At 62.9% G+C, this 26,499-nt stretch carries 26 protein-coding genes; 13 read left to right on the top strand and 13 right to left on the bottom strand.

The window, feature by feature from the left end; genetic code table 11:
* The 5 genes from AC1DYC_RS24885 to AC1DYC_RS24865 all read right to left on the bottom strand — a co-directional run bounded on the left by AC1DYC_RS24885 (nucleotide 1) and on the right by AC1DYC_RS24865 (nucleotide 5,102).
* Nucleotides 1-828: a carbohydrate ABC transporter permease gene (locus AC1DYC_RS24885; RefSeq protein WP_477410424.1), complete on the bottom strand. Its 828-nt coding sequence runs from the start codon at nucleotides 826-828 to the stop codon at nucleotides 1-3.
* Nucleotides 825-1,691, bottom strand: a complete 867-nt coding sequence (locus AC1DYC_RS24880) for a carbohydrate ABC transporter permease (protein WP_477410423.1) — start codon at nucleotides 1,689-1,691, stop codon at nucleotides 825-827. The genes AC1DYC_RS24885 and AC1DYC_RS24880 overlap by 4 nt, the downstream gene beginning before the upstream one ends.
* Nucleotides 1,692-1,786: 95 nt before the next feature.
* Complete coding sequence (locus AC1DYC_RS24875) at nucleotides 1,787-3,058, bottom strand: ABC transporter substrate-binding protein (RefSeq protein WP_477410422.1); 1,272 nt, start codon at nucleotides 3,056-3,058, stop codon at nucleotides 1,787-1,789.
* Between the two features lie 229 nt (nucleotides 3,059-3,287).
* Entirely contained in the window at nucleotides 3,288-4,205 is a 918-nt protein-coding gene (locus AC1DYC_RS24870; protein WP_477410421.1) for an AraC family transcriptional regulator, read from the bottom strand.
* A gap of 93 nt (nucleotides 4,206-4,298) precedes the next feature.
* Nucleotides 4,299-5,102: a helix-turn-helix transcriptional regulator gene (locus AC1DYC_RS24865; protein WP_477410550.1), complete on the bottom strand. Its 804-nt coding sequence runs from the start codon at nucleotides 5,100-5,102 to the stop codon at nucleotides 4,299-4,301.
* 119 nt (nucleotides 5,103-5,221) lie between these two features.
* On the opposite strand from AC1DYC_RS24865, the gene AC1DYC_RS24860 reads away from it, so the two are divergent.
* The 12 genes from AC1DYC_RS24860 (at nucleotide 5,222) to AC1DYC_RS24805 (ending at nucleotide 17,666) form a co-directional block, all read left to right on the top strand.
* Complete coding sequence (locus AC1DYC_RS24860; protein WP_477410420.1) at nucleotides 5,222-6,358, top strand: ABC transporter ATP-binding protein; 1,137 nt, start codon at nucleotides 5,222-5,224, stop codon at nucleotides 6,356-6,358.
* The gene (locus AC1DYC_RS24855) at nucleotides 6,339-7,502 is read left to right on the top strand and encodes an ABC transporter substrate-binding protein (RefSeq protein ID WP_477410419.1); all 1,164 of its coding nucleotides are present in this window, start codon (nucleotides 6,339-6,341) and stop codon (nucleotides 7,500-7,502) included. Before AC1DYC_RS24860 ends, AC1DYC_RS24855 begins: the two co-directional genes overlap by 20 nt.
* Nucleotides 7,503-7,565: 63 nt before the next feature.
* On the top strand, nucleotides 7,566-8,429 hold the full coding sequence (locus tag AC1DYC_RS24850; protein WP_477410418.1) for an ABC transporter permease: 864 nt from the start codon (nucleotides 7,566-7,568) through the stop codon (nucleotides 8,427-8,429).
* On the top strand, nucleotides 8,429-9,241 hold the full coding sequence (locus AC1DYC_RS24845) for an ABC transporter permease (RefSeq protein WP_477282967.1): 813 nt from the start codon (nucleotides 8,429-8,431) through the stop codon (nucleotides 9,239-9,241). Before AC1DYC_RS24850 ends, AC1DYC_RS24845 begins: the two co-directional genes overlap by 1 nt.
* 11 nt (nucleotides 9,242-9,252) lie before the next feature.
* Nucleotides 9,253-10,014 carry an SDR family NAD(P)-dependent oxidoreductase gene (locus AC1DYC_RS24840; RefSeq protein ID WP_477410549.1) on the top strand — a complete coding sequence of 254 codons (762 nt, stop codon included), beginning with the start codon at nucleotides 9,253-9,255 and terminating at the stop codon, nucleotides 10,012-10,014.
* A gap of 189 nt (nucleotides 10,015-10,203) precedes the next feature.
* The gene (locus AC1DYC_RS24835; protein ID WP_477410417.1) at nucleotides 10,204-11,607 is read left to right on the top strand and encodes an MATE family efflux transporter; all 1,404 of its coding nucleotides are present in this window, start codon (nucleotides 10,204-10,206) and stop codon (nucleotides 11,605-11,607) included.
* A 429-nt stretch (nucleotides 11,608-12,036) separates the two neighbouring features.
* Nucleotides 12,037-12,615, top strand: coding sequence for a TetR/AcrR family transcriptional regulator (locus AC1DYC_RS24830; protein ID WP_477410416.1), 579 nt, complete (start codon nucleotides 12,037-12,039; stop codon nucleotides 12,613-12,615).
* 46 nt (nucleotides 12,616-12,661) lie between these two features.
* On the top strand, nucleotides 12,662-13,939 hold the full coding sequence (gene fabF, locus AC1DYC_RS24825) for a beta-ketoacyl-ACP synthase II (RefSeq protein WP_477410415.1): 1,278 nt from the start codon (nucleotides 12,662-12,664) through the stop codon (nucleotides 13,937-13,939).
* A 93-nt stretch (nucleotides 13,940-14,032) separates the two neighbouring features.
* Nucleotides 14,033-14,848, top strand: a complete 816-nt coding sequence (locus tag AC1DYC_RS24820) for an oxidoreductase (RefSeq protein ID WP_477410414.1) — start codon at nucleotides 14,033-14,035, stop codon at nucleotides 14,846-14,848.
* A 239-nt stretch (nucleotides 14,849-15,087) separates the two neighbouring features.
* Nucleotides 15,088-16,887 carry a winged helix-turn-helix domain-containing protein gene (locus AC1DYC_RS24815; protein WP_477410413.1) on the top strand — a complete coding sequence of 600 codons (1,800 nt, stop codon included), beginning with the start codon at nucleotides 15,088-15,090 and terminating at the stop codon, nucleotides 16,885-16,887.
* A gap of 193 nt (nucleotides 16,888-17,080) precedes the next feature.
* Nucleotides 17,081-17,377 (top strand): nickel-binding protein, encoded by a 297-nt coding sequence (locus AC1DYC_RS24810; RefSeq protein WP_352562000.1) that lies wholly within the window; start codon nucleotides 17,081-17,083, stop codon nucleotides 17,375-17,377.
* Nucleotides 17,378-17,507: 130 nt separating this feature from the next.
* A complete protein-coding gene (locus tag AC1DYC_RS24805) occupies nucleotides 17,508-17,666 on the top strand; it encodes a DUF1127 domain-containing protein (RefSeq protein WP_477410412.1) in 159 nt (52 codons plus the stop codon).
* Between the two features lie 268 nt (nucleotides 17,667-17,934).
* On the opposite strand, the gene AC1DYC_RS24800 is transcribed toward AC1DYC_RS24805, so the two are convergent.
* The 8 genes from AC1DYC_RS24800 to speB form a co-directional block, all read right to left on the bottom strand.
* On the bottom strand, nucleotides 17,935-18,738 hold the full coding sequence (locus tag AC1DYC_RS24800) for an ABC transporter permease (RefSeq protein ID WP_352582613.1): 804 nt from the start codon (nucleotides 18,736-18,738) through the stop codon (nucleotides 17,935-17,937).
* Nucleotides 18,735-19,589 (bottom strand): ABC transporter permease, encoded by an 855-nt coding sequence (locus tag AC1DYC_RS24795; RefSeq protein WP_477410411.1) that lies wholly within the window; start codon nucleotides 19,587-19,589, stop codon nucleotides 18,735-18,737. Before AC1DYC_RS24795 ends, AC1DYC_RS24800 begins: the two co-directional genes overlap by 4 nt.
* Complete coding sequence (locus AC1DYC_RS24790; RefSeq protein WP_477410410.1) at nucleotides 19,586-20,623, bottom strand: ABC transporter ATP-binding protein; 1,038 nt, start codon at nucleotides 20,621-20,623, stop codon at nucleotides 19,586-19,588. Before AC1DYC_RS24790 ends, AC1DYC_RS24795 begins: the two co-directional genes overlap by 4 nt.
* A 177-nt stretch (nucleotides 20,624-20,800) precedes the next feature.
* Nucleotides 20,801-21,889 carry an ABC transporter substrate-binding protein gene (locus AC1DYC_RS24785; protein WP_477410409.1) on the bottom strand — a complete coding sequence of 363 codons (1,089 nt, stop codon included), beginning with the start codon at nucleotides 21,887-21,889 and terminating at the stop codon, nucleotides 20,801-20,803.
* Nucleotides 21,890-21,957: 68 nt separating this feature from the next.
* Nucleotides 21,958-22,605, bottom strand: coding sequence for an amino acid ABC transporter permease (locus tag AC1DYC_RS24780; protein WP_023683572.1), 648 nt, complete (start codon nucleotides 22,603-22,605; stop codon nucleotides 21,958-21,960).
* Nucleotides 22,602-23,258, bottom strand: coding sequence for an amino acid ABC transporter permease (locus AC1DYC_RS24775; RefSeq protein WP_477410408.1), 657 nt, complete (start codon nucleotides 23,256-23,258; stop codon nucleotides 22,602-22,604). Before AC1DYC_RS24775 ends, AC1DYC_RS24780 begins: the two co-directional genes overlap by 4 nt.
* 6 nt (nucleotides 23,259-23,264) lie before the next feature.
* Complete coding sequence (locus AC1DYC_RS24770; protein ID WP_477410407.1) at nucleotides 23,265-24,059, bottom strand: transporter substrate-binding domain-containing protein; 795 nt, start codon at nucleotides 24,057-24,059, stop codon at nucleotides 23,265-23,267.
* An 82-nt stretch (nucleotides 24,060-24,141) separates the two neighbouring features.
* Entirely contained in the window at nucleotides 24,142-25,203 is a 1,062-nt protein-coding gene (gene speB / locus AC1DYC_RS24765; RefSeq protein ID WP_477410406.1) for an agmatinase, read from the bottom strand.
* Nucleotides 25,204-25,417: 214 nt separating this feature from the next.
* Here speB and gcvA point away from each other — a divergent pair, with 214 nt between their 5' ends.
* A complete protein-coding gene (gcvA, locus tag AC1DYC_RS24760) occupies nucleotides 25,418-26,386 on the top strand; it encodes a transcriptional regulator GcvA (RefSeq protein WP_112563639.1) in 969 nt (322 codons plus the stop codon).
* The last annotated feature ends 113 nt before the right edge of the window (nucleotides 26,387-26,499 follow it).

Below are 26,499 nucleotides of genomic sequence, written 5' to 3'. Positions count from 1 at the left end.
TCAAGTCTTTTTTTGCCGGAAAACAGAATTCAGGAAGCCGCTGAGCACGCCGAGGAACAGCAGCGGCGGCAGCGACAACAGCACGACAGAGGCGTTCAGGATTCCCCACGGCACGTTCATGCCTTGCTGCGACAATTCGGAAGCGACGATCGGCAAGGTTTTGGCGTTGGAACTGGACAGCATCAGCGCGATCAGGAATTCGTTCCACACCAGCACGAAGCTGAAGGCGACGGCGCCGATCAGCGAGCGCGCCGCAACCGGCAGCGCGATCCGCCAGAACACCGAATAGGCGCCGTAGCCGTCGACAAAGGCGGCTTCCTCGATCTCCTTGGGCACGGCCTGGAAGGCGGGAATGGCGAGCCACATGATCACCGAAATGGTGAGCAGCGAATAGGTGACGATCAGCGCCGGCAAAGTGTCGTAGAGTCCGATCTGCAGCCAGATCACCATCAATGGAATGGCGACCGCCACAGGTGGCAGGAAGCGCAGCGACAAAACGAAGAACTGGATGTCGCCGGCGAAGCGGTTGGGATAGCGCGCCACCGCATAGGCGGCCGGCAGGCCGAGCACGACGCCGATCAGCACCGCGCAGCCGCAGGCGACCACCGAATTGTAGAGCCCGGTCATGACACTGTCGCGGCCGATGATGTAGCTGATGTTGTCGAGTGTCGGCGTAAACACCAGGCGCGGCACGCGGGTGATGATGTCGACATTGTTCTTCAGCGAATTGAGCGCCGTCCAGGCCAGCGGAAACACCGCCATGAAGCCGGCAAATGCCAGGATGGTCTTGCCAATGAGCAGGCCCAATCTTGTGCGGTGTGGTCTCATGCCTGCACCCGCTTCCACAGCATGGTGAAGGTGATCACCGTGGCGATCATCATCAGCACCGCCATGGCTGAGGCGTAGGATACCTTGCCGGACTCGATGAAGCCTTGCGAGAAGGCGTACATGTCGAGCGTCTCGGTCGCCACGCCCGGCCCGCCGCGCGTCATCACATAGATCAGGTCGAAGGAGCGCAGCGATTCGATCATCTTGACGAACATCAGGCTGATCAGCGGTGCCTTCAGCATCGGCAGCGTCACATAGGCATGGATCTGCCAGCGTTTGGCGTGGTCGAGCCGCGCCGCCTCGATCGGCTGCGGCGGCAAGGTCTCCAGGAGCTTCAGCACGATGACGGCGAAGAACAGGCCCCACTGCCAGACATCGACCGAGGCGACGGCAAACAAGGCCGTCGACGGCCTCGACAGCGGGTCGAAGATCAGCCCGCCGGTGATCAGCCGGTAGGGGTAGGTGGCGATGCCGTAGAGCGGATGATAGGCGAACTTCCACACGAAGGCCGCCGAGACGCGTGGCAACAGCACCGGGATGATGAACAGCAGGCAGTAGAAATTGCGCAGTCGCGGCGACGCCGCTTCGAACATCAGCACGCCGAGCCCGATCGCCACCACCATTGTCGCCACGACTGTGACGATTTCCCACTTCACCGACACCCAGACAGCGTTGAGGAAACGCCGGTCGAGGAACAGATCGATGAAGTTTGACAGCCAGACCCAGGAATAGTCCGACGAGCTCAGTTCGCGGTTCTGCAGCGCGATGACGATGGCGTAGAGCGTCGGCACCATCGACAGCACCAGGAGAATGGCGAGCGTCGGAACCAGAAACGTCACGGGCAGGGAAGAGCGTCGGCGCATTGCCTATCCTCGGGCTATGCCTTTCGGGGAAACCCGCGGCGCACAGGCCCGGCATCCCATCGAATGCCGTGGACCGCGCGCCGCGGGCGGGAGGATTATTTCTTTTTCACCAGCTCGTTGGCATAGGCCTCGAGTTCGTCGAGGCCGCCCTTGACGTCGGTGCGGGTGCCGGTGACCAGCTCTTCCAGGATGATGCCCCAGCGGTCGCCCAGATCCGGCCAGCGCGGATCCTGCCAGAAGTTGACCGCCGTCACCTTGCCGGTCTCGGCCAGCGCCTGGCCGAGATCGGCGCCGTAGATGTCGGCGAATTCCTTGCTGGAGAGAATGCTGGTGCGGTTGAGCTCGCCGAACTGGTGCGCGTCGAGCCGGCGCCTCTCATTCTCCTTCGACGTCGCCCAGGCGATGAACAGCCCGGCGCATTTCTTCGAGGCGTCATCGGCATTGGCCTTGGCCGCAATGGCGAGGCCATGGCCGTAACCGCCGCCGGTCAGCGGCGAAGGCGGTGGCAGGAAGCCGATCTTGCCGACCACTTGCGACGTCTTCGGGTCGACCGCCATGCCCGACAGCGGCGTCGATTCGACGAGGATGGCGACCTGGCCCGACAGGAACGCGCCGGTCGATTCATCCCAGCTGCCGGTCTGCGTGCCGGGCGCGGAGTCCTTGAACAGCTTGAGGTAGGTCTCGGTCGCCTTGACCGCGGCCTCGGAATTGAAAGCCGGCTTGTCGCCGTCGAACCATTTGCCGCCATAGGCCTTGAAGAACGGCATCCAGCGCCAGACATTGGCGCCCGAGCCACGCGCGCCGCGCAGTGCAATGCCGTACATGCCCTTGTCCGGATCGGTCAGCTTCGGCACGTCGGCGATCAGCTCGTCCAGCGTCTTCGGCGGCTGGATGCCGGCGGCCTCCAGAATGTCCTTGCGGTAGACCATCAGGTCCCCGCCGCCGGTCAGCGGCGCAAACCAGACCTTGCCGTCATAGGTGGCGACCTTCTGGCGGCCTGGATCGAAATCGGCATAGTCATAGTCAGCCGGATAATAATCGGCCAGCGGGACGATCCATTTCGACGAGGCGAACAGTGCGACATTGGCTTCGTCGACGTAGTAGACGTTGTAGTTGCCGACGGTGGATGCATCGGCGCGCGATTTCGCCCGGCGGTCGTTCTCGTTGAGATAGTCGATCTGGAAGCCGGCGCCGGCAAGCTTTTCGAACTCGGCCTTGGAGTCCTCCAGCAGCGTCAGGCCGTCGCGCGGCTGCGCCAGCACTTTGACCGGTGCCGAGCAGACCGGCGCCGCCAGCGCCATGGTCGAAAGCGTGGTGGTGAGCATGAAAGCTGCGCTTAAGCTCGCAGCGAGCCGAATTGGATTCATTGATTTTCTCCTCCAGGAACAGTCGCAGGAAGCGGAAGTCCTCGGCTGCGCGATCCTCGCCATCGCCCGAGCGACAAGCCACCCATCGCCAAAATGAGGAGTTGCTAAAGGCCGCGCTAGAAGCCCCGTTGCAGCAGACCTGTACTTTTATGCATTGTGCGCTGCAAAACGGGCTCCATGGAGACGGTGTCCGTCAGGTGAGTACCGATGGGCCGGGAAAGGCCAGTTTTCAGGCGCGCATTGTCAGCCGCTGCCGCGACAGCTTGCGGTAGGAGGACGGCGTCATCCTGTGCTTGCGCAGGAAGGCGCGGTTGAAGTTGGAGATGTTCATATAGCCGACCTGGAAGCAGATGTCGGTGATCGGAATATCGGTGTCGGCCAGCAGCTTGCAGGCCTGCCAGAGCCGGAGCTTGGCGATGTGGTCGCTGAAGGAGTTGCCGGTGTTCTTCTGGAAGAAGCGCGAAAACGTGCTTTCGCTCATGCCGGCCAGTTCCGCCACCTCGGGCAGCTTCAGGTCTTCGGCGAAATGCTGGAACAGATAGGTCAGCGTGCGCTGGATGATGTCCAGCGAGGTTGCGTCGAGGGCGGGAGAGAAATCCGGCGACGACAAAAGTTCGTATTCGTCGGTCCTGGCCAGCAGATCCACCAGTTCGAGGAACAGGCAGAGCCGGGCGAGCCCGTGCACAGTGCCCATCCGCTCCATCAGCGCGGCGCCTTCAAGCGCCGTTTGGCCGTGGAAGACGATGCCGCGCAGCGACCGCTCCAGGAACGGCTCCAGCTCGCGCAGCTCCGGCAGCAGCCCGGCCGAGCCGCGCAGCCGCTGCGGGTCGAATTGCAGAACGATGTCTCGGCCTTCGATCAGCTCGCCCGGTTGCACCGCCGTCACCCAGTCATGCGGCAGCCCGCCGCCGACGATGGCTAGGTAGCCCGGCCCGAATTCGCCGATGTGATCGCCGACCAGCACGACACCGGAAGACTTCCTCAGGAGATGGATTTCGTATTCCGGATGGAAATTCCAGACGTTGCGCTCCCACGGATAGTCGTCGAGCCGCCACAGGAAACTGTCGCTCGCCTCGGTGACGATGTGCTCGAAGGCAGGCACCGTGCGCGGGATCGCGGCCGTGTTCTTTCTGCGCCTGAATGCCATCCTCTGCTCTCCGGGCGAAATCCGGATACGGTCCGGTCTCAGGCCGTTCCTAGCAGCCTGTCGCCGGCAAGTGAACGATGTCTGTCATGCAGGTCAGCGCCGGCTCTCGATGATCTCGATGAAACGGGCGAACAGCCCGGCCTGGGATTTGATGCCGAGCTTGCGGTGGATATTGCGGCGATGGACCTTCACGGTTCCCGGCACGATGCGCATGGCCCTCGCGATGGATTCGGTGGAATGCCCCTGCAGCACCAGATCGACGACATGTTTTTCGCGCGCGGTCAGCGACAGGCTCTCCCAGATGTGGGCGCGGTCGAATTCGTTGACCGCGGCGATCGTCTCGTCTTGCTCCGCTTCGTCCGGCTCGTCGGCCGCAAGCGCAGGCCAGCGCAGCCTGGCGAAGTTGATGACCGCCGGCGCCATGTCGCGCAGCAGCCTGGCATCGGCGGTGCCGAAGGGCCCCGAAGCGCGCAATCGCATCAGCGACAACACCAGCGCGTCCTTTCCCGGCAGCGGCACGAAGAAGCCGACCTCCTCGGCCAGTTTCGTCTGGCTGTAGTAGGAGCGAAAATATTCGCTGGCGTAGAAGCGGTCCGGCGCCAACTCGCGCATGCGCCAGAACCCTTCCTTGCGCTCCACCGCCGCGTGATGAAACGGGTCGAGCAGATAAGGCCCTTCCTGATAGAGTGTGACAAAGACATGGCTTTCGGCCGGCGAGAAGGTTTCGAACAGCAGCGGCGGTCGCGCCGCACCGCGATAACCGAAGATCACGCAGTGGTCGAAGCTGACATGCTGTCTCAGCCAGCCGACCATTGCCTGGCCGAACAGGTCGCCGCTGGTCTCTCGCGTCGCCGCGACAAGCGCAGCGAGCTGGCTGTATTCGTCGCTGCGGGACACACTCAATCTATACCCCCTTAAACGAGAAAATAGATCAGATATACCACCTGTGAGGTATATACTAGCCGCCATTGGCTCTGGTAGCGTCCTGAAATAGCCCTGTTGCTGGAGCCAGCACTTTGACCGCAGTGCCCGATATCGAGTTTCGCGGCGTCACCAAGCGCTACGGCGCGGTGACCGCGGTCAGCGGCATCGATCTCGCCGTTCCGCCCTCCGCCTTTGTCGCCCTGCTAGGCCCGTCCGGCTGCGGCAAGACCACATGCCTGCGCATGATCGGCGGCTTCGAGCAGCCGAGCGACGGCAAGGTGCTCATCCGCGGCCAGGACATGGCCGGTACGCCGCCCTATCGCCGGCCGGTCAACATGGTGTTCCAGCAATACGCGCTGTTTCCGCATCTCGATGTGGAAGCCAATGTTTCCTATGGGCTGCGCCAGGCACGGCCACGCCTGGCGTCGCAGGAGATCGGCCGCCGCGCCGGCGAGGCGCTCGAAATGGTGCGGCTCGCCGGCTATGGCGGCCGCAAGATCCACGAACTCTCCGGCGGCCAGCAGCAGCGTGTCGCGCTGGCGCGCGCGCTGGTCAACAAGCCGGCGGTGCTTTTGCTCGACGAACCATTGGCGGCGCTCGACAAGAAACTGCGCACCGACATGCAGATCGAACTGCAGAACCTGCAGCGCGAGATCGGCATCACCTTCGTGCTGGTCACCCACGACCAGGAGGAAGCGCTGTCGATGAGCGATTTCGTCTGCGTCATGAATGGCGGCCGCATCGTCCAGCTCGGGCAGCCGAGCGAGATCTATGATGAGCCCGCAGACCTGTTCGTCGCCGATTTCGTCGGCAAGACCAACCTGCTGAGCGGCAAGGTTGCCGGACACACAGGCGATCTGGTCAACGTGGCGCTCGCCGACGGCACTGTCATTGCCGCGCGCAAGCGAACCGCCTTGCAGCAGGGCGAGACCGTGTCGGTCAGCCTGCGTCCTGAATCTCTCAGCCTCGGCGCCACGGAAGGCAGCCCGTTCAAGGGCATCGTCCGCAACCGGATTTTTCTGGGCTCGACCGCGGAATACGCCATCGAGGTCCAGGGCATCGGAACGCTGCTGGCCAAGGCCGACCATTTGATCGGCCATGGCAATCTCTTCAAGCCGGGTGAACCCGTCGCCATCGGCTTTGCCTCCGGGACGCCGCTGGCGTTTCCGGAGAACAAGAACAACGGGACCAACCAGAGGGTAGCAAAAAATGTCGAAATCATATCGTGACGGACTGCCTATAAGCCCTGAGAACTTCGTTGACCAGCTGATGCGTTTGAAGCGCGGCTCGATCGGCCGCCGCGACTTCCTCGGCCTCACCGGCCTTGGCATTGCAACCGCGGTGATGGCGCGCGAGATCGGTATCATGCCGACGCAGGCCTTCGCCGCGGAAAACCTCGGTGACCGCATGTCGATCGCCACCTGGCCGAACTATCACGACCCGCAGACCTTCGAAAACTTCAAGAAGGATACCGGCGTCGCCGTTGAGGTCAACGTGTTCGGCTCCAATGAGGAGATGCTGGCCAAGCTGCAGGCCGGTGCCTCCGGCTGGAGCCTGTTCGTGCCGACCAATTACACGATCTCGACCTACAAGAAGCTCGGCATCATCGATCCGCTCGATATGGCCAAGCTGCCGAATTTCGATGGCACGCAGGAAGATCCACGCTTTACCTCGGAAGGCACGATCGACGGCACGACCTATGCGGTGCCGAAGAACTGGGGCACCACCGGTTTTGCCGTCAACACCAAGAAGCTGACCAAGCCGATGACGAACTGGAAGGAGTTCTGGGACGTCGCCATGACCGAAGGCGATGGCCGCACCATGGTGCATGACTACCAGCTGACCACCATCGGCAACGCGCTGAAATATTACGGCTATTCCTTCAACTCGCTGAAGCAGGACGAACTCGCCAAGGCGGAGGAACTCCTGCTCAAGGTCAAGCCACATCTGTTCGCGGTCTCGTCCGACTATCAGCCGGGCATGCGGGCGGGCGACGCCTGGATGACCATGTGCTGGACCAATGACGGCGCGCAGCTGCATCGCGATATCCCAGAGATCGCCTATGTGCTGGGCAAGGAGGGTGGCGAGATCTGGACCGACTTCTACGCCATCCCGAAGGACGCGCCGAACAAGCCGGCCGGCTATGCCTTGCTCAACTATCTGATGAACCCTGAGGTCGCGGTGAAGGAGCATCTGGCCAATGGTGCGCCGTCGACCGATGCACGCGTCAACAAGCTGCTGCCCAAGGAAGTGCTGGACAACCCGATCCTCTATCCTGCGGCCGACCTGTTGACCCCCTTGGAATTCGGCGCGGCGGCAACGCTGACCGATCCCGGCCGCGCCGAGCTGATGGCCCGCTTCAAGTCGGCCTGAGGCCGGTCTGACGCAAACGGAAAACCGGCGGGCCTGTGCCCGCCGGCCTCGGGGCGGCTTTTTATGCACGGCAACAGATTTCGGCACAATTTTCTGACAGCGCTGCTGCTCGCGCCGGCCACGCTGTGGCTGGTGGTGTTTCTGGTGTTGCCGTTCATCGCCATTGCCGTGTTCAGCGTCGGCGAGCGGGCGCCGGAGGGCGGCTACCAGGCCGCGTTCACGCTGGCGCAATACGCCAATCTTCCGGCGCGGGCGACCGCCTTCTGGAACACGATGATGCTGGCGCCAGTGGGCGCGCTTGCCTGTCTGCTCGTCGCCTACCCGGTCGCCTATTACCTTGCCCTCAAGGCACCGCAGCGCTGGCGGCTGATCCTGCTTGCGCTCGTCGTCATTCCGTTCTGGACCAGCCTTTTGATGCGGACCTATGCCTGGATGTACATTCTGGGCGGGCGCGGCATCCCGGCCCTGCTGACGTTTGTCGGCATTGAGGATGTCAGGCTGATCAACACGCCGGGCGCCGTCCTGCTTGGCATCGTCTATGGCTATCTGCCGCTGATGATCCTGCCGATCTATGTCAGCCTCGAACGGCTCGACCGGCGGCTGCTGGAAGCTTCCGCCGACCTCGGCGCGACGCCGCTCTCAACTTTTCTGGGTGTGACCCTGAAACTGTCGCTGCCGGGCGTGATGACCGGCTTCTCCCTGGTCATGATCCTTCTGCTCGGCGAATACCTCATTCCCACGCTGCTCGGCGGCGGCAAGGTGTTCTTCATCGGCAATGCGCTGGTCGACCTGTTCCTGCAGTCGCGCAACTGGCCGTTCGGCTCGGCCATCGCCATCACGCTGGTGGCGGTTTCGGTGGTGGTGCTGATTGCCGCCAACCGCATTTCGACACGGGTGTCGGGCGCCCGCAAGGTGGATCTGATCTGATGCGCGCCTTCGTCACCGCCGTCTTCGCCTTCCTGTATCTGCCGATCGCGCTGGTCGTGCTGTTCTCCTTCAATGCCGGCCGGCATGCCAGCGAGTTCACCGGCTTTTCGGTGCAGTGGTACGGTACGGCGCTGTCGAACCCGTTCCTTGTCGAGGCGCTGAAGAACAGCCTGTTCATCGCCACCACCAGCGCGCTGCTGGCGGCAGTGTGTGGCACGGCGGCCGCGCTCGGCCTGGCGCGGGTCGGTGTCAGAACCCGCGCCGTCTTCGACGCGCTGATGGGTGCCGCGATCGTCGTTCCCGGCGTCGTCATCGGCATCTCGACGCTGGTGGCGCTTGTCCAGCTGTTTGGCGTGCTCAACCCGTTCCTCGCCTCGATCTGGCCCGACGACCAGCCGCCGCGCCTGTCGCTGGGCTATGGGTCGATCATCGCCGCGCATGGCCTGTTTTCGATGGCGCTGGTGACGATGATCGTCGGCACGCGTCTCGCCAGCCTCGACCGCAACCTGGTCGAGGCCTCGAGCGATCTCTACGCGACGCCGCTGACCACCTTCCGCTCGATCGTCCTGCCGCAGATCATGCCGGCGGTGGTCGCCGGCTTCCTGCTCGCCTTCACCTTCTCCTTCGACGATTTCATCGTCGCCTTCTTCGTCGCCGGCGCGCAGACGACGCTGCCGATCTATGTGTTCGCCTCGATCCGGCGCGGGGTGACGCCGGAAATCAACGCCATTGCGACGATCGTGCTCGTCGCCTCCGTGCTGCTCGTGGTGCTTGCCCAATGGCAGCTGCGCCAGCGCAAGCCGGCAAACTGAAAGCCGAGATCATGATCCTCAAAGACCGCATCGCCGTGGTGACAGGCGCCGGCTCCGGCATCGGCCGCGCCGGCGCCATGATCATGGCCAGGGAAGGTGCGGTCGTGGTCATCGCCGACCGGGATCAGGCCAGCGGCGAGGCGACGGCGGCGGACATCCGGGCAGTGGGCGGGCAGGCGGAGGCGACCGCGACCGATGTCGCGGACGACACGGCTGTCGAGCAACTCATTACGGGCACGCTCGGCAAGCACGGTCGGATCGACATCTTGCACAACCATGCCGGCATCCAGGTCGGCGGCACGCTGACCGAGGTCGAAGTCGACGGCATGGATGCCTCCTGGCGGGTCAATGTGCGGGCGCAGTTCCTGGCGGCGCGGATCGTCATGCGGTCGATGATCGCGCAAGGCGGTGGCGTCATCCTCAACACGGCCTCGAATTCCGGCGTGTTCTACGACCGCGAGATGATCGCCTATGCCACCTCCAAACATGCGGTGGTGGCGATGACCAGGCAGATGTCGCTCGACTATGCCCGGCATAATGTGCGCATCAATGCGCTCTGCCCGGGCTGGGTCGACACGCCCTTCAACGAACCGTTCATCGCTCAGATGGGCGGACGCGAGGCGATCGAGACTTATGTCCGCACCAAGATCCCAATGGGGCGCTGGGCGAGCGCCGAGGAGATCGCCGAAGCGATCCTGTTCCTCGTTTCGGACCGGTCATCCTTCATGACCGGCCAGGCACTGGTCATCGACGGCGGCGAAAGCATCGGCTGATCTAAGGGACAGCCGGGTGGGAGGGGCTCGCGCCTCTGGCTCAATCGCTGCCTGTCCGTCGTCCCTTGCCATAATGTCGCATTTCGTCCAATAGAACGACGCAAACGCCGCGAAACCGAAGGTTTTGCCGTTTGGAAGTGTGGCTTCCGGCCTCGTTGCCGACGCGCCGCAATCGGAAAGAGCAGGACAATGTCTGCGATCGAAGCCGGCGCTCGTGCGTCGGAAAATCTTTGGCGTCAGGAAATCAGGGCGACATTGGCGCTGGCCTGGCCGATGGTGCTGACCAATCTCGGCCAGACCGCGATGACCGCCACCGACGTCATGATGATGGGGCGTCTGGGCGCGGACACGCTGGCCAGTGGCGCGCTCGGCGCCAACCTCTATTTCATGCCGTTGATCTTCGGCCTCGGCCTGATGCTGGCGACCTCGCCGATGATGGCGACCGAGCTCGGCCGCCGCCGTTATTCGGTTCGCGACCTGCGCCGCACCGTGCGCCAGGGCCTGTGGCTGGCGATCCTGATCTCGATCCCGATCTGGATCGTGCTGTGGCATGGCGAAGCCATTCTGCTAGCCATGGGACAGGAGCCGGTTCTGGCCCATCAAGCCGGTATCTATCTGCGGTGGCTCGAATGGGCGGTGCTGCCCTTCTACGGCTACATCGTCCTGCGCTCCTTCATCTCGGCGATGGAGCGCCCCGGCTGGGCGCTGGTCATCGTCTTCGTTGCCGTCGCCTGCAACGTGCTCTTCAACTGGGTTTTCATGTTCGGAAATCTCGGTGTTCCGGCAATGGGCATCGCCGGCTCCGGCCTGGCCACAACGCTGTCGAGCATGCTGATGTTCGTTGGCATGGCTGCTGTCGTGATGCTCGAGAAGAAGTTCCGCCGCTACCGCCTGTTCGGCCGCTTCTGGCGCGCCGACTGGCTGCGCTTCAAGGGTTTGCTCAGGCTCGGCCTGCCGATCGCCGGCATCCTCGCCTTCGAGGTGACGATCTTCAATGCGGCGGCCCTGCTGATGGGCCTGATCGATGCGGATTCGCTGGCAGCACATGCCATCGCCATCCAGATCGCCTCGATCTCCTTCATGGTGCCGCTCGGCCTCAACCAGGCGGTGACGGTGCGCGTCGGCCTGGCGCATGGCGCCGGCAATCCGGAAGGCGTTTCGCGCGCCGGCTGGACCTCGTTCGTCATCGGCGTCTCGTTCATGGCGCTGATGGGGCTGGTGATGGTGTTGTGGCCGCATCTGCTGATCAGCGCCTTCATCGATATCACCGATCCGGTCAATGCCAGAGTGATCGCGCTTGCCGTATCGTTCCTGGCCTTTGCAGCGCTGTTCCAGATCTTCGACGGCGCACAAGCAGTTGCCGCCGGCATGCTGCGCGGTCTGCACGACACCAAGGTGCCGATGATCTATGCCGCGATCGGCTATTGGGGCATCGGCCTGCCGCTCGGCGTGCTGCTCGCCTTCCATTTCGGCCTGCACGGCGTCGGCATCTGGATCGGCCTGGCGTCGGGTCTGGCGGTGGTGGCGATGCTGCTACTGGCGCGCTGGCTGCGGCGCGACCGCCTGGCGCCGGCCCTGTCCTTCGGACATTGAACTAGACTCGCGCCGCCGTTGAGGTGCTGTCAATCAACGTCGGCGGGGCACGGCTGTCCGCGAAGACGGAATTCAACGTACCCTGCCTCTGCGGCCCTTTGCGGCTGCAAAGGCGATGTCACCTTGGTTAGAGAACGAACAACTCGGTCACGGTCGTGTCTCCCGAGAGTACGCCGCGGCCGATTGCCATCATTCCTCGCCGGTTCAGGACGTCGAACTCGAACACCCCTCCCAAAACCTCTCGGGTAGTCGTTGCCGCAGGCGCTTCCTGCGCAGGAGTAGCAAGCGCCGCCCATGACATCTCCATCAGGATAGAGCCCGATATGACAACGGTTCTCTTTTCATGGTGGTTGCCTCATCTCAAAATAGATTGCGTTCGTGCTCTATAATTATTATAGATTACGAACGCAATCAAAAAGGAGATCGATGATGCGAGTTAGCCGCGTTCAAGCTGCGGAAAACCGCCAAGCCGTGATCAATGTGGCAAGCCGGCTTTTTCGTGAGCGAGGTTTTGACGGCATCGGCCTTAAGGATCTGATGAAGGGTGCCGGACTGACCCAAGGCGCCTTTTACAAGCAATTCGCGTCAAAGGACGACTTGGCGGCGCAGGCATCCAGGCGGGCGATGGAAAGCGCCACCCACCGGTGGTCGGCCGCAACAGCAGCAAACCCTGAGAATCCGCTCGACGCAGTGATCTCGTTCTATCTCAGCATGGATCATCGCGAAGAAAAGATGGACGGCTGCCCGGTCGTTGCGCTCGGCTCGGATGCTGCCAGACAGGGCGCCGAGGTGAAGGCGTCATTCGAAGCCGGGATCAAGGAGTACCTTGAGATGCTCGCCGGTTGGGTTGGCGAGGCCGACGGCGACGAGGCCGGCGGCAAGGCCAAGGCCATTCTCTCGACAATGGTCGGCGCGGTGCTGCTCTCGCGGGTCGTCAACGACCCGGGCCTCGCGCAGGCTTTTCTGGATGCGGCGACCGATCAGGTTCGCGAAGCAGTCGCCGCTTGAACGGCGTTGGCAGCGCTGTCGGCGCACCCAATTGATAGGAGAATAGATGCGACGGATTGTGGTTACAGGCATGGGGGCGGTCACGCCCCTTGCTGCCGATGTTGAAGCGTCCTGGTCGCGCCTGTTGGCCGGTCGTTCGGGCATCCGTAGGCTTCCGGACGATGTGGTGGGAGACCTGCCGGCGAAGATTGGCGGCCTGGTTCCCTCCCTCGAAGAAGATCCAGACGCTGGTTTCGATCCGGATGCCGTCCTGCCGCCGAAGGATCAGCGCAAGGTAGATCGGTTCATTCTCTTTGCGCTGGCGGCGGCGGAAGAGGCGCTTGTGCAGGCAAAATGGAAGCCGGGCTCGGAAACGGAGCGCCTGCGCACAGCAACGATCATCGCGTCCGGCATCGGCGGGTTCCCTGCCATCACCGAGGCGGTGCGCACGGTGGACACGCGCGGTGTCCGCCGCCTGTCGCCCTTTACGGTGCCGTCCTTTCTAGTGAACCTCGCAGCGGGCCACATCTCAATCCGCCATGGCTTCAAAGGGCCGCTCGGCGCGCCAGTGACGGCATGCGCGGCCGGCATTCAGGCGATCGGGGATGCGGCTCGTCTTATTCGCGCAAACGAAGCCGACATCGCAGTGTGCGGCGGGACGGAAGCATGCATGAATATCGTCAGCCTCGGTGGGTTTGCCGCGGCACGCTCTCTTTCGACCTCCTTTAATCACCGTCCTGATGAGGCCTCTCGACCGTTCGACAAGTCGCGCGACGGCTTCGTCATGGGCGAAGGAGCCGGCATGCTGGTCATCGAGGAATTGAGGCACGCGTTGGCGCGCGGCGCAAAACCGCTCGCCGAGCTCGTCGGCTACGGCACGACCGCGGATGCTCACCACGTCACTTCTGGTCCTGAGGACGGCGACGGTGCGCGCCGAGCCATGGAGATTGCAATTGCGCAAGCAGGGATTTCGCCGCGCGAGGTTCGTCATCTCAATGCGCATGCGACCTCCACGCCAGTAGGCGACCTGGGTGAGATCGAGGCAATCAAGGGCGTGTTCGGGCGCGATTACGCGATAGCTGTCAGCGCAACGAAATCGGCGACCGGACACCTGCTGGGCGCGGCCGGCGGGCTTGGTGCCATCTTCTCGATCCTGGCGATCAGAGACCAGGTGGCACCGCCAACACTCAATTTGAGCGTTTCCGATCCGGCCGCCGACGGCATCGACTTCGTCGCAAACGAGCCCCGGCCAATCGAGATGGAGTACGCGATCTGCAATGGCTTCGGCTTTGGAGGCGTGAATGCCAGCGCCTTGTTCAGGCGCTGGAACCACCCGGTGGCCTGACGCGACCGCCAGAGGCAGTCAGGACTGACGCCCTTCGCTCCGATCTTCCATGCTTCTCCGACTCGATCCAACACAAAGAAAGAAATGACTTCCATGAACAAGACCAATCCTGGCGTCGCCCTCGTCACCGGGGCATCCTCCGGTATCGGGCGCGCGACCGCCAACGCCCTACGGAACGCGGGCTTTCGCGTATTCGGAACCAGCCGTCGCACAGCCTCCAAACAATCCGACGGCGTTACCATGCTGACCTGCGACGTGACCGACGACGCGTCCGTTGCGAAAATGGTCGATGACGTTCTGGCCAAGGCCGGACGCATCGACCTGCTCATCAACAATGCCGGCATGGGTCTGTTTGGCGGCGCGGAGGAGTCCTCGATCGCCCAGGCCCAGGCGCTGTTCGACGTCAACGTCTTCGGCGTTTTCCGCGTGTCCAACGCAGTGTTGCCGGCAATGCGGCGCCAAGGGAAGGGCAGAATCATTAATTTGAGTTCGGTACAGGGATTCATCCCCGCCCCCTATTTCGCGCTTTATGCGTCGACCAAACATGCCATCGAGGGCTATTCCGAATCGCTCGATCACGAATTGCGCCCGTTCGGCATTCGCGTTTCGTTAGTCGAGCCCGCCTATACCCGTACGTCATTCGAGGACAATCTCGCCGCCCCCGATCAGTCGCTTGATATCTATGACTCTGCGCGCGCTGGCATGACTACAACCGTGCGGAAAGCGATGGAAAAAGGCGATGCACCCGAAGTGGTAGCCGCGACCGTTTTGGCCGCTGCGATCGATCCCGCTCCGAAGAAACGCTATGCGGCGGGAAAAATGGCGCGCCAGGTCAGTCTCCTGCGGCGTTTCGTCCCCGCGTCCGCATTCGACAAAAGCCTGCGAAAGCAGCTCGGGCTGCCGGTCTGACGTCAGCATCCACGACATCTGACAATCTTCGGGCATTGAACGCAAAGACGGCCGCACAGTCCGGCGGCCGTCTTTGTCTGCGCAGGCCCCCAATCAGTTGCCGTCCGACGACATCGCCCCGAGCAGCCTGCGCCGCCATGGAGACGGCGGCTTCGACTACAATTGCCTTGCCACCTTTCGGGCCAAGCCTCTCCCACAGTCAAAGCTGATAAGGTAGATTGTTGCATCGGAAAGGGGCGATGCAACACTCATTTGGCCAATTTGAACTGGATGAAGCTGCCCGCAAGCTGTCGCTAAGTGGCGTTGGGCAGAAGATCCAGCCGCTTGTCTTTGACTTGCTGGTGTACCTGGTGCGAAATGCCGGCCGGGTCGTCCCCAAAGACGAACTGATGGACGCGCTTTGGCCCGATGTCATCGTGACGGAAGCATCGCTTCAGCGCGTGGTCAGTCTCACCCGAAAGGCGCTTGCAGCCGGCGGCCTGCAGGATGCAATACACAGCTACGTTCGCCACGGCTATCGCTTCGCCATTGATGAACCGGGACTGGGCTATGTCCGGCCTGCCTCGTTGCAAGGGGACGACGAGCTTGCTGAGGCCCGCAGGCTGGCAGCCCTGCGCGATTGGAGCGCGGCCGCAAAACTTTTCGCGCATTTGGCGGACAATGAAGCTCTCTCTCCCGCCGACGTCGATCTCTGGGCTCTGGTCGTCGAATGTGGAGGGCGGCCGACCGAAGCGATCCCGGTGCTGGCCCGCGCGGTGGCGGCTCATATCGAGGCCGGCGACTTCGCCCGCGCCGCCAGATCCGCTGTCACGCTCGCAAAGATCCAGGCCGAACGCGGATCGGGCGCCGTAGCGGAGGGATGGCTGGAACGTGCTGCGTCGCTTCTGTCTCAGTCGCCGGACGATACTACGCAAGCCTATCTGCTGTGGATGCGGTCGCGCCTGGCATCCTCGGGCGGACGTCCCGAACAAGCGCTGCAATTGGCGTCAGCCGCTTACGCGATAGCTGAAAATTGCGACGATCCCGGCCTTCGCGCTCTCACTTTGACGTACAAGGGGTTTTTCAACCTCGCCCTTGGCAAGATCGAGGAGGGCAGCGAGCAGCAAAACCATGCGGCGGCGATCGCTCTGTCGAGCCAGGTCGACCCGATCAGCGGCAGTCTGGTTTACTGCAACATCCTGTGGAGCTGCAGGACGTACGCCGATTGGCCCCGTGCTCGCCAGTGGAGCGAAGGTTTTGAAAGCTGGTGCACCGCAAGTTTTGCGCAGACCTCGGGCGCGTGTGACCTTCATCGCGCCGAAGTGGTCGCCGCGCAGCAGATATTGCCTGAAGCCCTGACCTGCATAAACGAAGCGCTTCCCAAACTCTCCGCGGAGGAATCCTGGTCGCTCGGTGAAGGCTTCCGTGTCCGCGGCGATATCTTCGCCATGATCGGCGACCACACATCGGCACGCGCCGACTACGACCAGGCTTATGCGCTGGGCTGGGACGCGGAGCCGGGCAATGCCGTGCTTTTGTTCGAAACAGGCGATCTGGACGGCGCGCTTGCCGCGCTCGATCGGGCCCTGCAAGGGACGTCGTGGTTCCATCTGCAGCGGCGCGGAAACCTGCTGGTGAACGCAGCCTGCATTGCAGCGCGCGGTGGGCGTTCTGCCCAGGCGTCGATCTATCTCAATGAAATCGATGCACAGCCTGAACGCTGGCGGCAACCGGCAACGCAGGCATTGATAGCCGAAACCAAGGCGGCACTTTGCGAGCCGGGCGACCCGAACGGCAATCGGCTTCTGCTGTTGGCCCGGCAGCTCTGGACCAGTGCAGGCGTCGATTATCACGCGGCGAGGGTTCGGCTGCGGCTCGCCAGTGCTTTGTTGCGTTCGGGCGACGTCAGTGGGGCGAAAGTGGAGATCACCGCGGCAGAGAGATCGGCCCGCCATCTGGGATCACGGCGCCTGGAAGAGGAAGCTGCAACGCTTCGCCATAGCTTTTCGCGTGAGAGCCAGCCGCTTGTCGATGGCTCTGTGCAAGAATTCAGCTTCTGACCCCAATCCGAGTCCTTGAAAAGACGAGCTGCGGATCGAGCTTATCGGCGGTGGCAGCGAAAGATCAGCCAGAGATCAGGTCCCGATAAGGACGATCAGTCCCCTCGACGGTAATTTTTCCCCAGCCAAGCAGACATGCCTGGCAATCAGCAGCGCCGGCGAAGGGCTGGCGCGAAATCGAAAGGGAAAGATCATGAACCTGTTTGTTATCCGCCGCCCGAGCGCGTGGGCATCCCTGCAGGAACTCGAAGCCGCCGGCGCGAAATCGGCAAAGGTCGCCAAGGAACAGATGGCGGGCACGGTTAGCTGGATCCGCAGCTACGTCGTGCACGAACCCGACGGGCGCATCGGCACCTTCTGCATCTACGAGGCGAAGGACGGTGAGGCCATCCGGGATCACGCCAAGCGCGTCGGCATGCCCGGTGAGGAATTCTACCCTGTCGCCGACACGGTCATCATTCGCAATGATCCGATGACGGCGGCGGCCTGACGGCCTCAGTCGCTGCCTCGCGCGAGCAAAGCGGGGCAGCCTCATTCAACCAGCAAACATAAACAACACGGCGCTTGAAGCGGCATGCCCGCATTCCATGCGCTGCGATCCCCCACGAATGGAGAAAGCAATGTTTCACTACCTGAAGCGCGTTTCGATCGGGCTGAGAGCACGCAGGGCCGAGAGGGCCTTGCAGGAACTGCCTGACCATATCCTCAAGGACATAGGCATTCGCCGCGGTGCGATCGCCTTTTCCGTCCGGGAACACTTCAAGGACCGTCTCGTCTGAGTGCCCGGCACTCAATTGGAACCAGGGACATGGACCTTCTGATAAACATGGCGAACATCTTGTATGTGATCGCTTACTTCACGCTGGACATTTTGCGGCTGAGGATTCTCACCACGGCGGCTGCAATCTGTCTTGCCGTGTATTTCTATAGCCAGCCGGCGCCGCTCATGAACGTCGTCGGCTGGAACGTTTTCTTTGTGCTCCTGAATCTGATCCAGATCGGCCGCATCTTGAAGTCCCGCTATGCAAAGCCGCCGCCTGGCGTTGCTCAGTTGCCGTCCGACGACATCGCGCCAAGCAGCCTGCGGATATCGCCGAACCTGGCGATCGAGCCGAACACCAGTGCCGCCACCGCGACGAAGAACACCGACACCGCGGCCATGGTCGGCGTGTAGCCGTAGCGCAGCGCGTTGAAGATCTTGATCGGCAGCGTCTCGGTGGTGAAGCCGATCGTCATATAGGCGACGATGTATTCGTTGAGCGACAGCACGAAGGCGAAGGCGTAGCCCGAGACGAGGTAGGGCAGGATCAGCGGCAGAACCACGGTCTTCAGCACGGTGCGGTCGTCGGCGCCCATCGTAGCGGCGGCTTCGACCAGCGAGCGGTCGATCGAGGCAAAGCCCAGGGACAGCGTCACCAGCGGCAGCGTCACGAAGAAGATGGCGTGGCTGATGATGGCGGTGAAGAACTGGCCGAACAACCCGACCGTCGCCCAGAAGGAGAGGAAGCCGAGCGCGGTGATGACCGGCGGCAGGATGAAGGGGGCGAGCCCCAGCACCTGAAAGATGTTCGCCCATGGCGCGATGCGCCGCCACAGGAACCAGGCCAGCGGCAGCGCGACTGCAACGGCAATCGCCGCCGAACAGACGGCCAGCGTCACCGAATGGATCAGCGCCAGCCGCCATTCCGGGTCGGTGAAGATCTGGGCGTACCAGCCGAGCGAGAAGCCGACCGGCGGGAAGCTGAGCTCCTGCCGCGAATTCACCGATACGCCGGCGACGACGATCAGTGGCGCCGCCAGGAACAGGGCGACGATGGTGAAATAGACACGGCGCAGCAAGGTCGCGGTCATAGGGCGTTCTCCCGGCGTCCGACGAGCAAGGTCAGTCCAACCAGCGCCAGCGAGATCAGCACCAGGAACACCGCCATTGCCGCGCCAAACGGCATGTTGGACTGGTAGATCGCCTGGTCGGTGATCAGCACCGACAGCGTCCAGTGTTGCGGCCGCCCGAGGATTTGCGGCAAAAGATACGAGCCGAGCGCAAACACGAACACCATGATCAGCGTGGCTACGATGGTGTTGCGCAGCGCCGGCGCGACGACGTTGAAGAAGGCTTTGATCGGCGAGGCGCCGAGCGTGCGCGCGGCCTCCAACAGTGTCGGGTCGAGGCGGACCAAAGCAGGATAAAGCACCAGGATCGTGTAGGGCAGCGCCTGGTAGACCATGCCGGTCAGCACCGCGCCGAAGGTCGGCAGCAGCGCCACCGGCTTGTCCATCAGCCCGATCGCCACGAACAGGTTGGTAATGCCTGCGGTGCGCGAAAACAGCGTCGACCAGGCAAAGCCGATAATGACTTCCGACAGCGACAGCACGGACAAGAGGCCGACCAGCCACAGCGTCTGCACGCGGCGCGGCCGCCGAGTCAGCAGATAGGTGAAGGGGAAAGCGATGCAGACGCAGCAGACCGCGACCAGCACCGCCAGCATCAGCGAGAAGCCGAGCACGCCGCCGAAGAACACCGACAGGAAGCGGGCGTAATTGTCGAAGACGAAATCCGGCGTGTAGAACCCGGCCGGATTTCGCTTGAAGAAGCTCACCGCGATCATCGTCGAGAACGGCACGACGAAGAAGACGATCAGCATCAGCGCCGGAAAGAACAGCGGTGTGTAGTCGGCTACCGACTTCGGAGCTTCCCGTCTCATGCGCCGAGCACCACGCAGCTTGCCGGCGGCAGGGTGACGCCGACCTTGGCGCCGACCGGCACGTCATGGCGCTCGCGCGGCGTCGTGACCGCAATGATGCTGGTGCCGCCAACGTCGACGAAGGTCTCGATGGTGCCGCCGAGGTCGCGCACGAAACTCACTTCGCCGGTGATGGCCGAGCCGCCGGGGCTGCCCAGATGCACATCCTCGGGACGGACCGAGACGGACGCTTTTGTCTGACCCGCCGGCATGGCCAGGCCCGGAATGGCGGTGCCCAAAATGGTGGTGCGCCCAGTGCTGTCGACTTCGGCCGGCAGCAGATTGGTGATGCCGATGAAGTCGGCGACGAAGGCATCGGCGGGTTTGCGGTAGATCTCGATCGGCGGCGCCGCCTGCAGGATCTTGCCATGGCCCATGACGACGACGAGGTCGGCCATGGTCATGGCTTCGCGCTGGTCGTGGGTGACGACGATGGTAGTGATGCCGAGCCGCTGCTGCAGCTGGCGCAATTCCACCTGCATGGCCTCGCGCAATTTGGCGTCGAGCGCCGACAGCGGCTCGTCAAGCAGGAACAGTTTTGGCGACAAAGCGAGTGCCCGGGCAATCGCCACGCGCTGACGCTGGCCGCCCGACAGTTTGGCCACCGGACGGTCGGCAAAGCCGGTCAGGTGGATCAAGCTCAGCAATTCGTCGACGCGCTTCTTCTGCTCCTCCTTCGAGGCGCCGCGAATGCGCAGCGCATAGGCGATGTTGTCGCCGACGGAGAGATGCGGAAACAGCGCCAGCGACTGGAACACCATGCCGAGATTGCGCTTGTGCGTCGGCAGCGGCGTTATGTCCTCGCCGTCGAGGACGATGGCGCCGCTGGTCGGTTCCTCCAGCCCGGCAATCATGCGCAGCAGCGTGGTCTTGCCGCAGCCCGACGGGCCGAGCAGGCACACGAACGTGCCGTGCGGCACGTTGAGCCGGACATTGTCGACGGCGGCGAAATTGCCGAATTTTTTGGTGATGCTGTTGATGTCTAGTCCGGACATGCTCATCCCTCTCAGGCTGTGCGCTGGAGCAATTCCGGGAAAAGTGTGTAACGGTTTTCCGTCCGGAATTGCTTAAAAACAAGAAGTAGGTCGCCGTTTCCATGAAACGGTGAACTGCTCCAACTGGCCGCCGGAAGAAATCCGGCGGCCGTCAGTTTTCAAAGAGGATCGGGCTGATCAGCCGACGATCAGCTCGGTCCACTTCTGGTTGATCCAGTCGGCCTTCGACGTGTAGAGGTCGTAGCGCGGGATGATCGGATCGATATCCGACGATACCGCGGCGAACTCTTCCGGCTTGAGGTCAAGCACCTCTTTCTTCAAGGTTGGCGTGGTGCCGACCTTGCGCGACATGACGCCCTGCATCGACGGCTGGCTCATATAGTCGATGAAGACATGTGCCTCGTCGACCTTGGTCGAGGCGCGCGACAGCACCCAGTTGCCGGAATCCTGGATGCCGCCTTCCTTCGGGAAGGTCGAGCGGACATGGAAGCCGTCGGCGACCGCAAGCCCGGTGACGTCGTGATAATACTGGCCCATCGGGATTTCGCCCGACTTCAGCGCCTGCTCGAACTGCGCCTCGTCGCGATACCAGAGGCGAACGTTCGGCTTGACCTCGGCGAGCTTTTCGAACGCCTTGTTCAGCCCCTCTTCGGTGTCGAGCGCATTGGTGCCGCCCATGAAGGTCTTGGCCGTCACTTCGAGCAGGAACGAGTTGGAGGCAAGCGCCAGCAGGCCGAGCTTGTCTTCGTTCGCCTTGTCCCACAGGGCTGCCCAAGACGTCGGCGCGTCCTTATAGACGTCGGTGTTGCTGACCAGCGTGATCCACCAGGCGACGGCGCCGATGCCGGCAACGCGACCGTCCGGATATTTGTTGATGAAGCGCGGCAACAGGTCGCCATAGTGCTTGAACTTCGACGTATCGAGCGGTGTCCACAATTCGGTCGACTGGCCCTTCAGCGTCGAGGTTTGCGACATCATCGAAAGGTCGGCCGGCGCCTGGCCGGCCTTGGCCGCCTGCTCGAGCTGCACCAGCCAGGCTTCGCCGGTCGGCTCCGCGACCGATTCCACCGCAATGCCGGTGGCCTTGGTGAAGTCGGGGAAGACGTGCTCGTCGAAGGATTTCTTGAAATAGCCGCCATAGACGCCGACTTTCAGCGACTTGTCCTGCGCCCGCAGGATCGACGGCATGGCGAGCACGCCGGCGGTGGCCAGGCCCGCGCCAAGCACGCCGCGCCGCGTCAGGGATTTTCCGATCAGTCTGTTCATCCGATTTCTCCTCAGTTGATGCCGTTCTATTCCGGCAGGTTCCCTTCACGCACTGTCGCCGCCGGGCGTCAGTGGGCCGCCGCTCGTTGTTCGAGCGTACGGGCGTATTGCGTCAGTGGAAAGCACATGACGAAGAAGATCAGCGCCACCAGTCCATAGACCTTGAACGGTTCGAAGGTGGCGTTGTTGATGGCGTTGGAGGTCCTGACCAGCTCCTCGAAGCCGATGATCGAGGTCAGCGCCGTCGATTTGATCAATTGCACCAGGAAGCCGACGATCGGCGCCCTTGTGATCGAGAAGGCCTGCGGCAGGATGATCAGCCTCAGCTCCTGCAGCCGGTGCAGACCAAGGCTGGCGCCGGCATCCCATTGTCCGCGCGGCAGCGCATCGACGCCGCTGCGCCAGATCTCGGCCAGATAGGCGCTGGCGAAGAAGGTCAGGCCGAGCACGGCGGCCGTCCACGGCTCGATGCGCAGGCCCAGCATCGGCAGGCCGAAAAACATCAGGAACAGCTGCATCAAAAGCGGCGTGCCCTGGAACAATGCGATGTAGCCGGAAGCGATGCGCCGGCTCCATTTATTTTCTGCGATGCGGAAAAACAGCACGATCAGCCCGACCAGCGCTCCGCCGACGAAGGCGGCCAGCGACAACAGCACTGTCCAGCGCGCGGCGAGCAGAAGATTGCGAACGATATCCCAGAACGTGAATTCGATCATGTGACACCTGCCCCCAACACACGGCGGCCGCCTGTAACCAGCAGCCGGCGCAAGGCCATCGACATCAAGAGATAGACCAACGTCACGACGAAATAGGTCTCGAAGGAACGGAAGGTGCGCGCTTGCAGCATGTCGGCCTCGTAGGTCAGCTCGCGAACCGCAATCTGCGACACCACGGCCGACTCCAGCATCATGATGACGATCTGGCTGGTCAGCGCGGGGTAAATCACCTTCAGCGCCTGCGGCAGCACGATCTTGATGAACACCTGGCGTGGCCGAAGCCCCAGTGAGAGTGCTGCTTCCGTCTGTCCGCCGGGCACGGCATCGAGGCCGGCGCCGACGATCTCAATGGTGTAGGCCGCCATGTTGAGCGTCATCGCCAGCATGGCGGCCAGGATCGGGTCCAGCCTGATGCCGAGGCTGGGCAGGCCGAAGAAGATGAAGAACAGCTGCACCAGGAAAGGCGTGTTGCGCATCACCTCGACATAGACCGCGATGGCGCGCTTCACGAACACCGGGCCGTTGCGCCGGCCGGCAGCGCCCAGGATGCTGAGCAGCGTGCCCACGAGCGTGGTCACGACGATCAGCAGGATCGTCGTGAGCGCACCGCGCGTGATGTCGCTCAGAGCACCTGGGAGCCAGGCAAAAGCCACGGGAACTCAATCCTTGAGGTTGTCGGGATTGAGCGGCGTCTTCAGCCAGGCCTTCGAGCTCTCGTCGAGCTTGCCGTCGGCCAGCATCTTGGCAACCGCATCATTGACCGCCGTCTTCAGACGGTCCTCATGCTTGTTGAGGCCGATATGCGAAGGCGAGGTCAAAAGCTGGAACTTCTGCTCCGGCTTCAGCGCGTCCTGCTTGGCCAGCACCTGGGCGCCGACATCGTTGCCGACCACCATCAGCTGGGTCTGGCCGGAGATGAAGGCCTGGATGACCGAGTTGTAGTTGTCGAAGCGCTTGATGTCGGCCGATGCGGGTGCTGCTTCGGTCAGCGAGGTATCTTCCAGCGTGCCGCGATTGACGGCGATCGACTTGTCGGCAAGGTCTTCCTTGCCTTTGACCGAGAGTGCGGCCGGGCCGATGACGGCGATGTAGTAAGGCGCGTAGGCGGCGGCGAAATCGATCACCTCCTCGCGCTCCTTGGAGTAGCCGACGCTCATCAGAATATCGACGCGCTTGTCGTTGAGATACGGGATGCGGTTCTGGCCGGTGACGCTGACCAGGTTGAGCTTCACTTTCAGAGCGTCGGCAATGGCTTGGGCAACGTCGACGTCATAGCCCTTGATGCTCATATCGGCGCTGGCCGAGGAGAAGGGCGGGAAGTCGGAGAAGATGCCGACATTGATGGCGCCCGCCTTGGTGATGTCGTCGACGGCGTCGGCGTGAGCCTGGGAGGCGAAGCCGAGGCCGGCGAGCATCAGCGCGGCGGCGACGGTTGATTTCATGTGAAACGTCATTGTGGTTCCCTTCTGGAAGCTTGTTTGTTTTTGAGACGGCCGCTGGCTCCAGCGCGGCGGCCGCCTTTGCATGTGAAGTCGGTCAGGCCCCCTTGCCGGTGATAGCCGGGCTGAACACCATCAGGCTCAGGATCTCGAACAGAACCTGCGCGCCGACATGGGCGGTGTTGGTGGTGGCGTCATATTGCGGCGCCACCTCGACGACGTCGCCGCCGACAATGTTGAGGCCTTTCAGGCCGCGCAGCAGTTCGAGCACTTCGCGCGTCGTCAGGCCGCCGATTTCCGGCGTGCCGGTGCCCGGCGCGAAGGCCGGATCGACGCTGTCGACGTCAAAGGAGATGTAGGTCGGGCCGTCGCCGACAATCTTGCGCGCCTTCTCGATGATGGCGGGGATGCCGAGTCCGGTCACCTCTTCGGCGTGCACGACCGTCATGCCGGATTCGTAGGTGAACTCCCACAGATATTCGGCCGAGCCGCGGATGCCGATCTGGATGGTGCGGGTCGGGTCGAGCACACCGTCCAGCACCGCGTTGCGGAAGGGTCCGCCATGGTGGAACTTGGTCATGTCGAACAGCCCGCTGGTGTCGCAATGGGCGTCGATATGGATCATGCCGACCGGAGCCTTTTTGCCGACCGCCTGCAGGATCGGATGGCTGATCGAATGGTCGCCGCCAACGGAAAGCGGAAGCACGCCGGCATCGACGATCTGGTTGGTGCGGCGTTCGATATCCTCATGGCTGATCTCCAGCCGGTAGCGGCTGCGGAATGGGGTATCGCCGATGTCGGCGACCCGCAGCTCATGCGTCGGCGCGCATTCCAGCACATGGTTGTAGGGGCCGATGCGCTCGATGGCGCGCAGCGCCCTGGGCCCAAAGCGCGAGCCGGGACGGTTGGTGACGCCGAGATCCATCGGCACGCCGATGATAGCCACTTGCAAATCGCCGAAATCCGGGTTGTCGGCCGCGACTTCGCGATAGGGCGCGGCGAGGAAGGTCGGAATGCCGGAATAGGGCGCCAGCCTGGTGCCACTTTTGGAGAAGATCTTGTCGGCGACCTTGCGGAATTTCGGGTCGAACATCTCACCGCCATGGCTTTCGCCATATTTGCGGCGCAACGCGTCGAGCTTGCCGCGATCATAACCCATGTCGGTCTCCTCCTGCCGGGCTGGTGCATGCGGCCGTGGCGACATCTTGCGAACTGACCGTCATCCGGCCGGGTCGCTGTCCCGCTGGCTGCCTGCAGATTTCACGTCATTGATGCTGTTGACCTGCCAAAGTGTCCGGCAGCCGCATTGAAAAATCAATTGATATTGTTACGGTGCCGGTTGTGAGAAAATCTCACAGAGTATTCGGTTACCCATGGCCAAGCGTCTGCCGCCCCTAAATCCCCTGCGCGCCTTCGAAGCGACGGCGCGCCACGCCTCGCTGACCAAGGCGGCGAGTGAGCTGAACGTCACCCATGGCGCCATAAGCCATCAGATCAAGGCGCTTGAGCAGTCGCTGGGCGTAAAACTGTTCGAACGCACCGGGCAGCGGGTAAAGCTCACACCGCATGGCGCCGAACTGCTGCCGGCGGTGTCGACCGCGTTCGACGGCATCGCCGCCGCCACCCAGCGCATGACCAGGCCGGCCAGCGCCGGCACGCTGTCTGTTTCCTGCGTTCCGGCGCTGCTGCTTCTGTGGATGACGCCGCGGCTCGGCAGCTTCATGGCGCAATATCCCGATATCAGGCTGACGCTGATCCCTTCCAACGACGCCAAGGACATCCGCGCGCCGCAGGTCGATGTCTGCGTGCTCTATGGCGACGGCAGCTGGACCGACTGCTGGATGCGCAAATGGTCGGGCCTCGAACTGTTCCCGGTGGTCAGCCCGACGCTGATCAACAACCGGCCGATCCGCACCTGCCGGGATCTCGCCGACCATGTCATCCTGCATGGCGATGACGGCCGCGAGTGGCACACCTGGCTGGCGGCCGCCGACGGGCTGGATCTTGAACGCGGCCGTCGCCACCATCTCGGCGATGCGCGCACGGCGATCGAAGCCGCGGTGCATGGCCATGGCGTGGCGCTCGGCGATTCCGTCACCGCCAGCATGCTGCTCGCCAGGGGCCTGCTGGTGGCGCCGTTCAGCCTGTCGGTGCCGGCGGTCGACGATTTCTATGTCGTCTGCCGCAACGAGATGCGCTCGGCGCCGATCGTGCAATTGTTCGTCGACTGGCTGTTTGCCGAGAAGGAGCAGGCCGACAGCCGCGCCGACGCGCCGGTGGCCGGCCGCATGGGCATCCGCAGGAAGCGCCCGGCACTGCGGGTGGTCGGCGCCAAGAGCTGAGGCTGGACCGGAGTGGCTCCTTTTTGTCGGGCCAGTTGGGAAAGCGGGCAGCGCTTTCAAAAATTCAATGCTAGTAAGGTCTTGCCAGGCAATTCCAGGACAAGTGTGCGGCG

It is taken from the genome of Mesorhizobium sp. P2_E7 (genome assembly GCF_056403855.1).
Note: the sequence above shows the minus strand (reverse complement) of the source record. Positions and strands in the feature narration are given on the sequence as shown.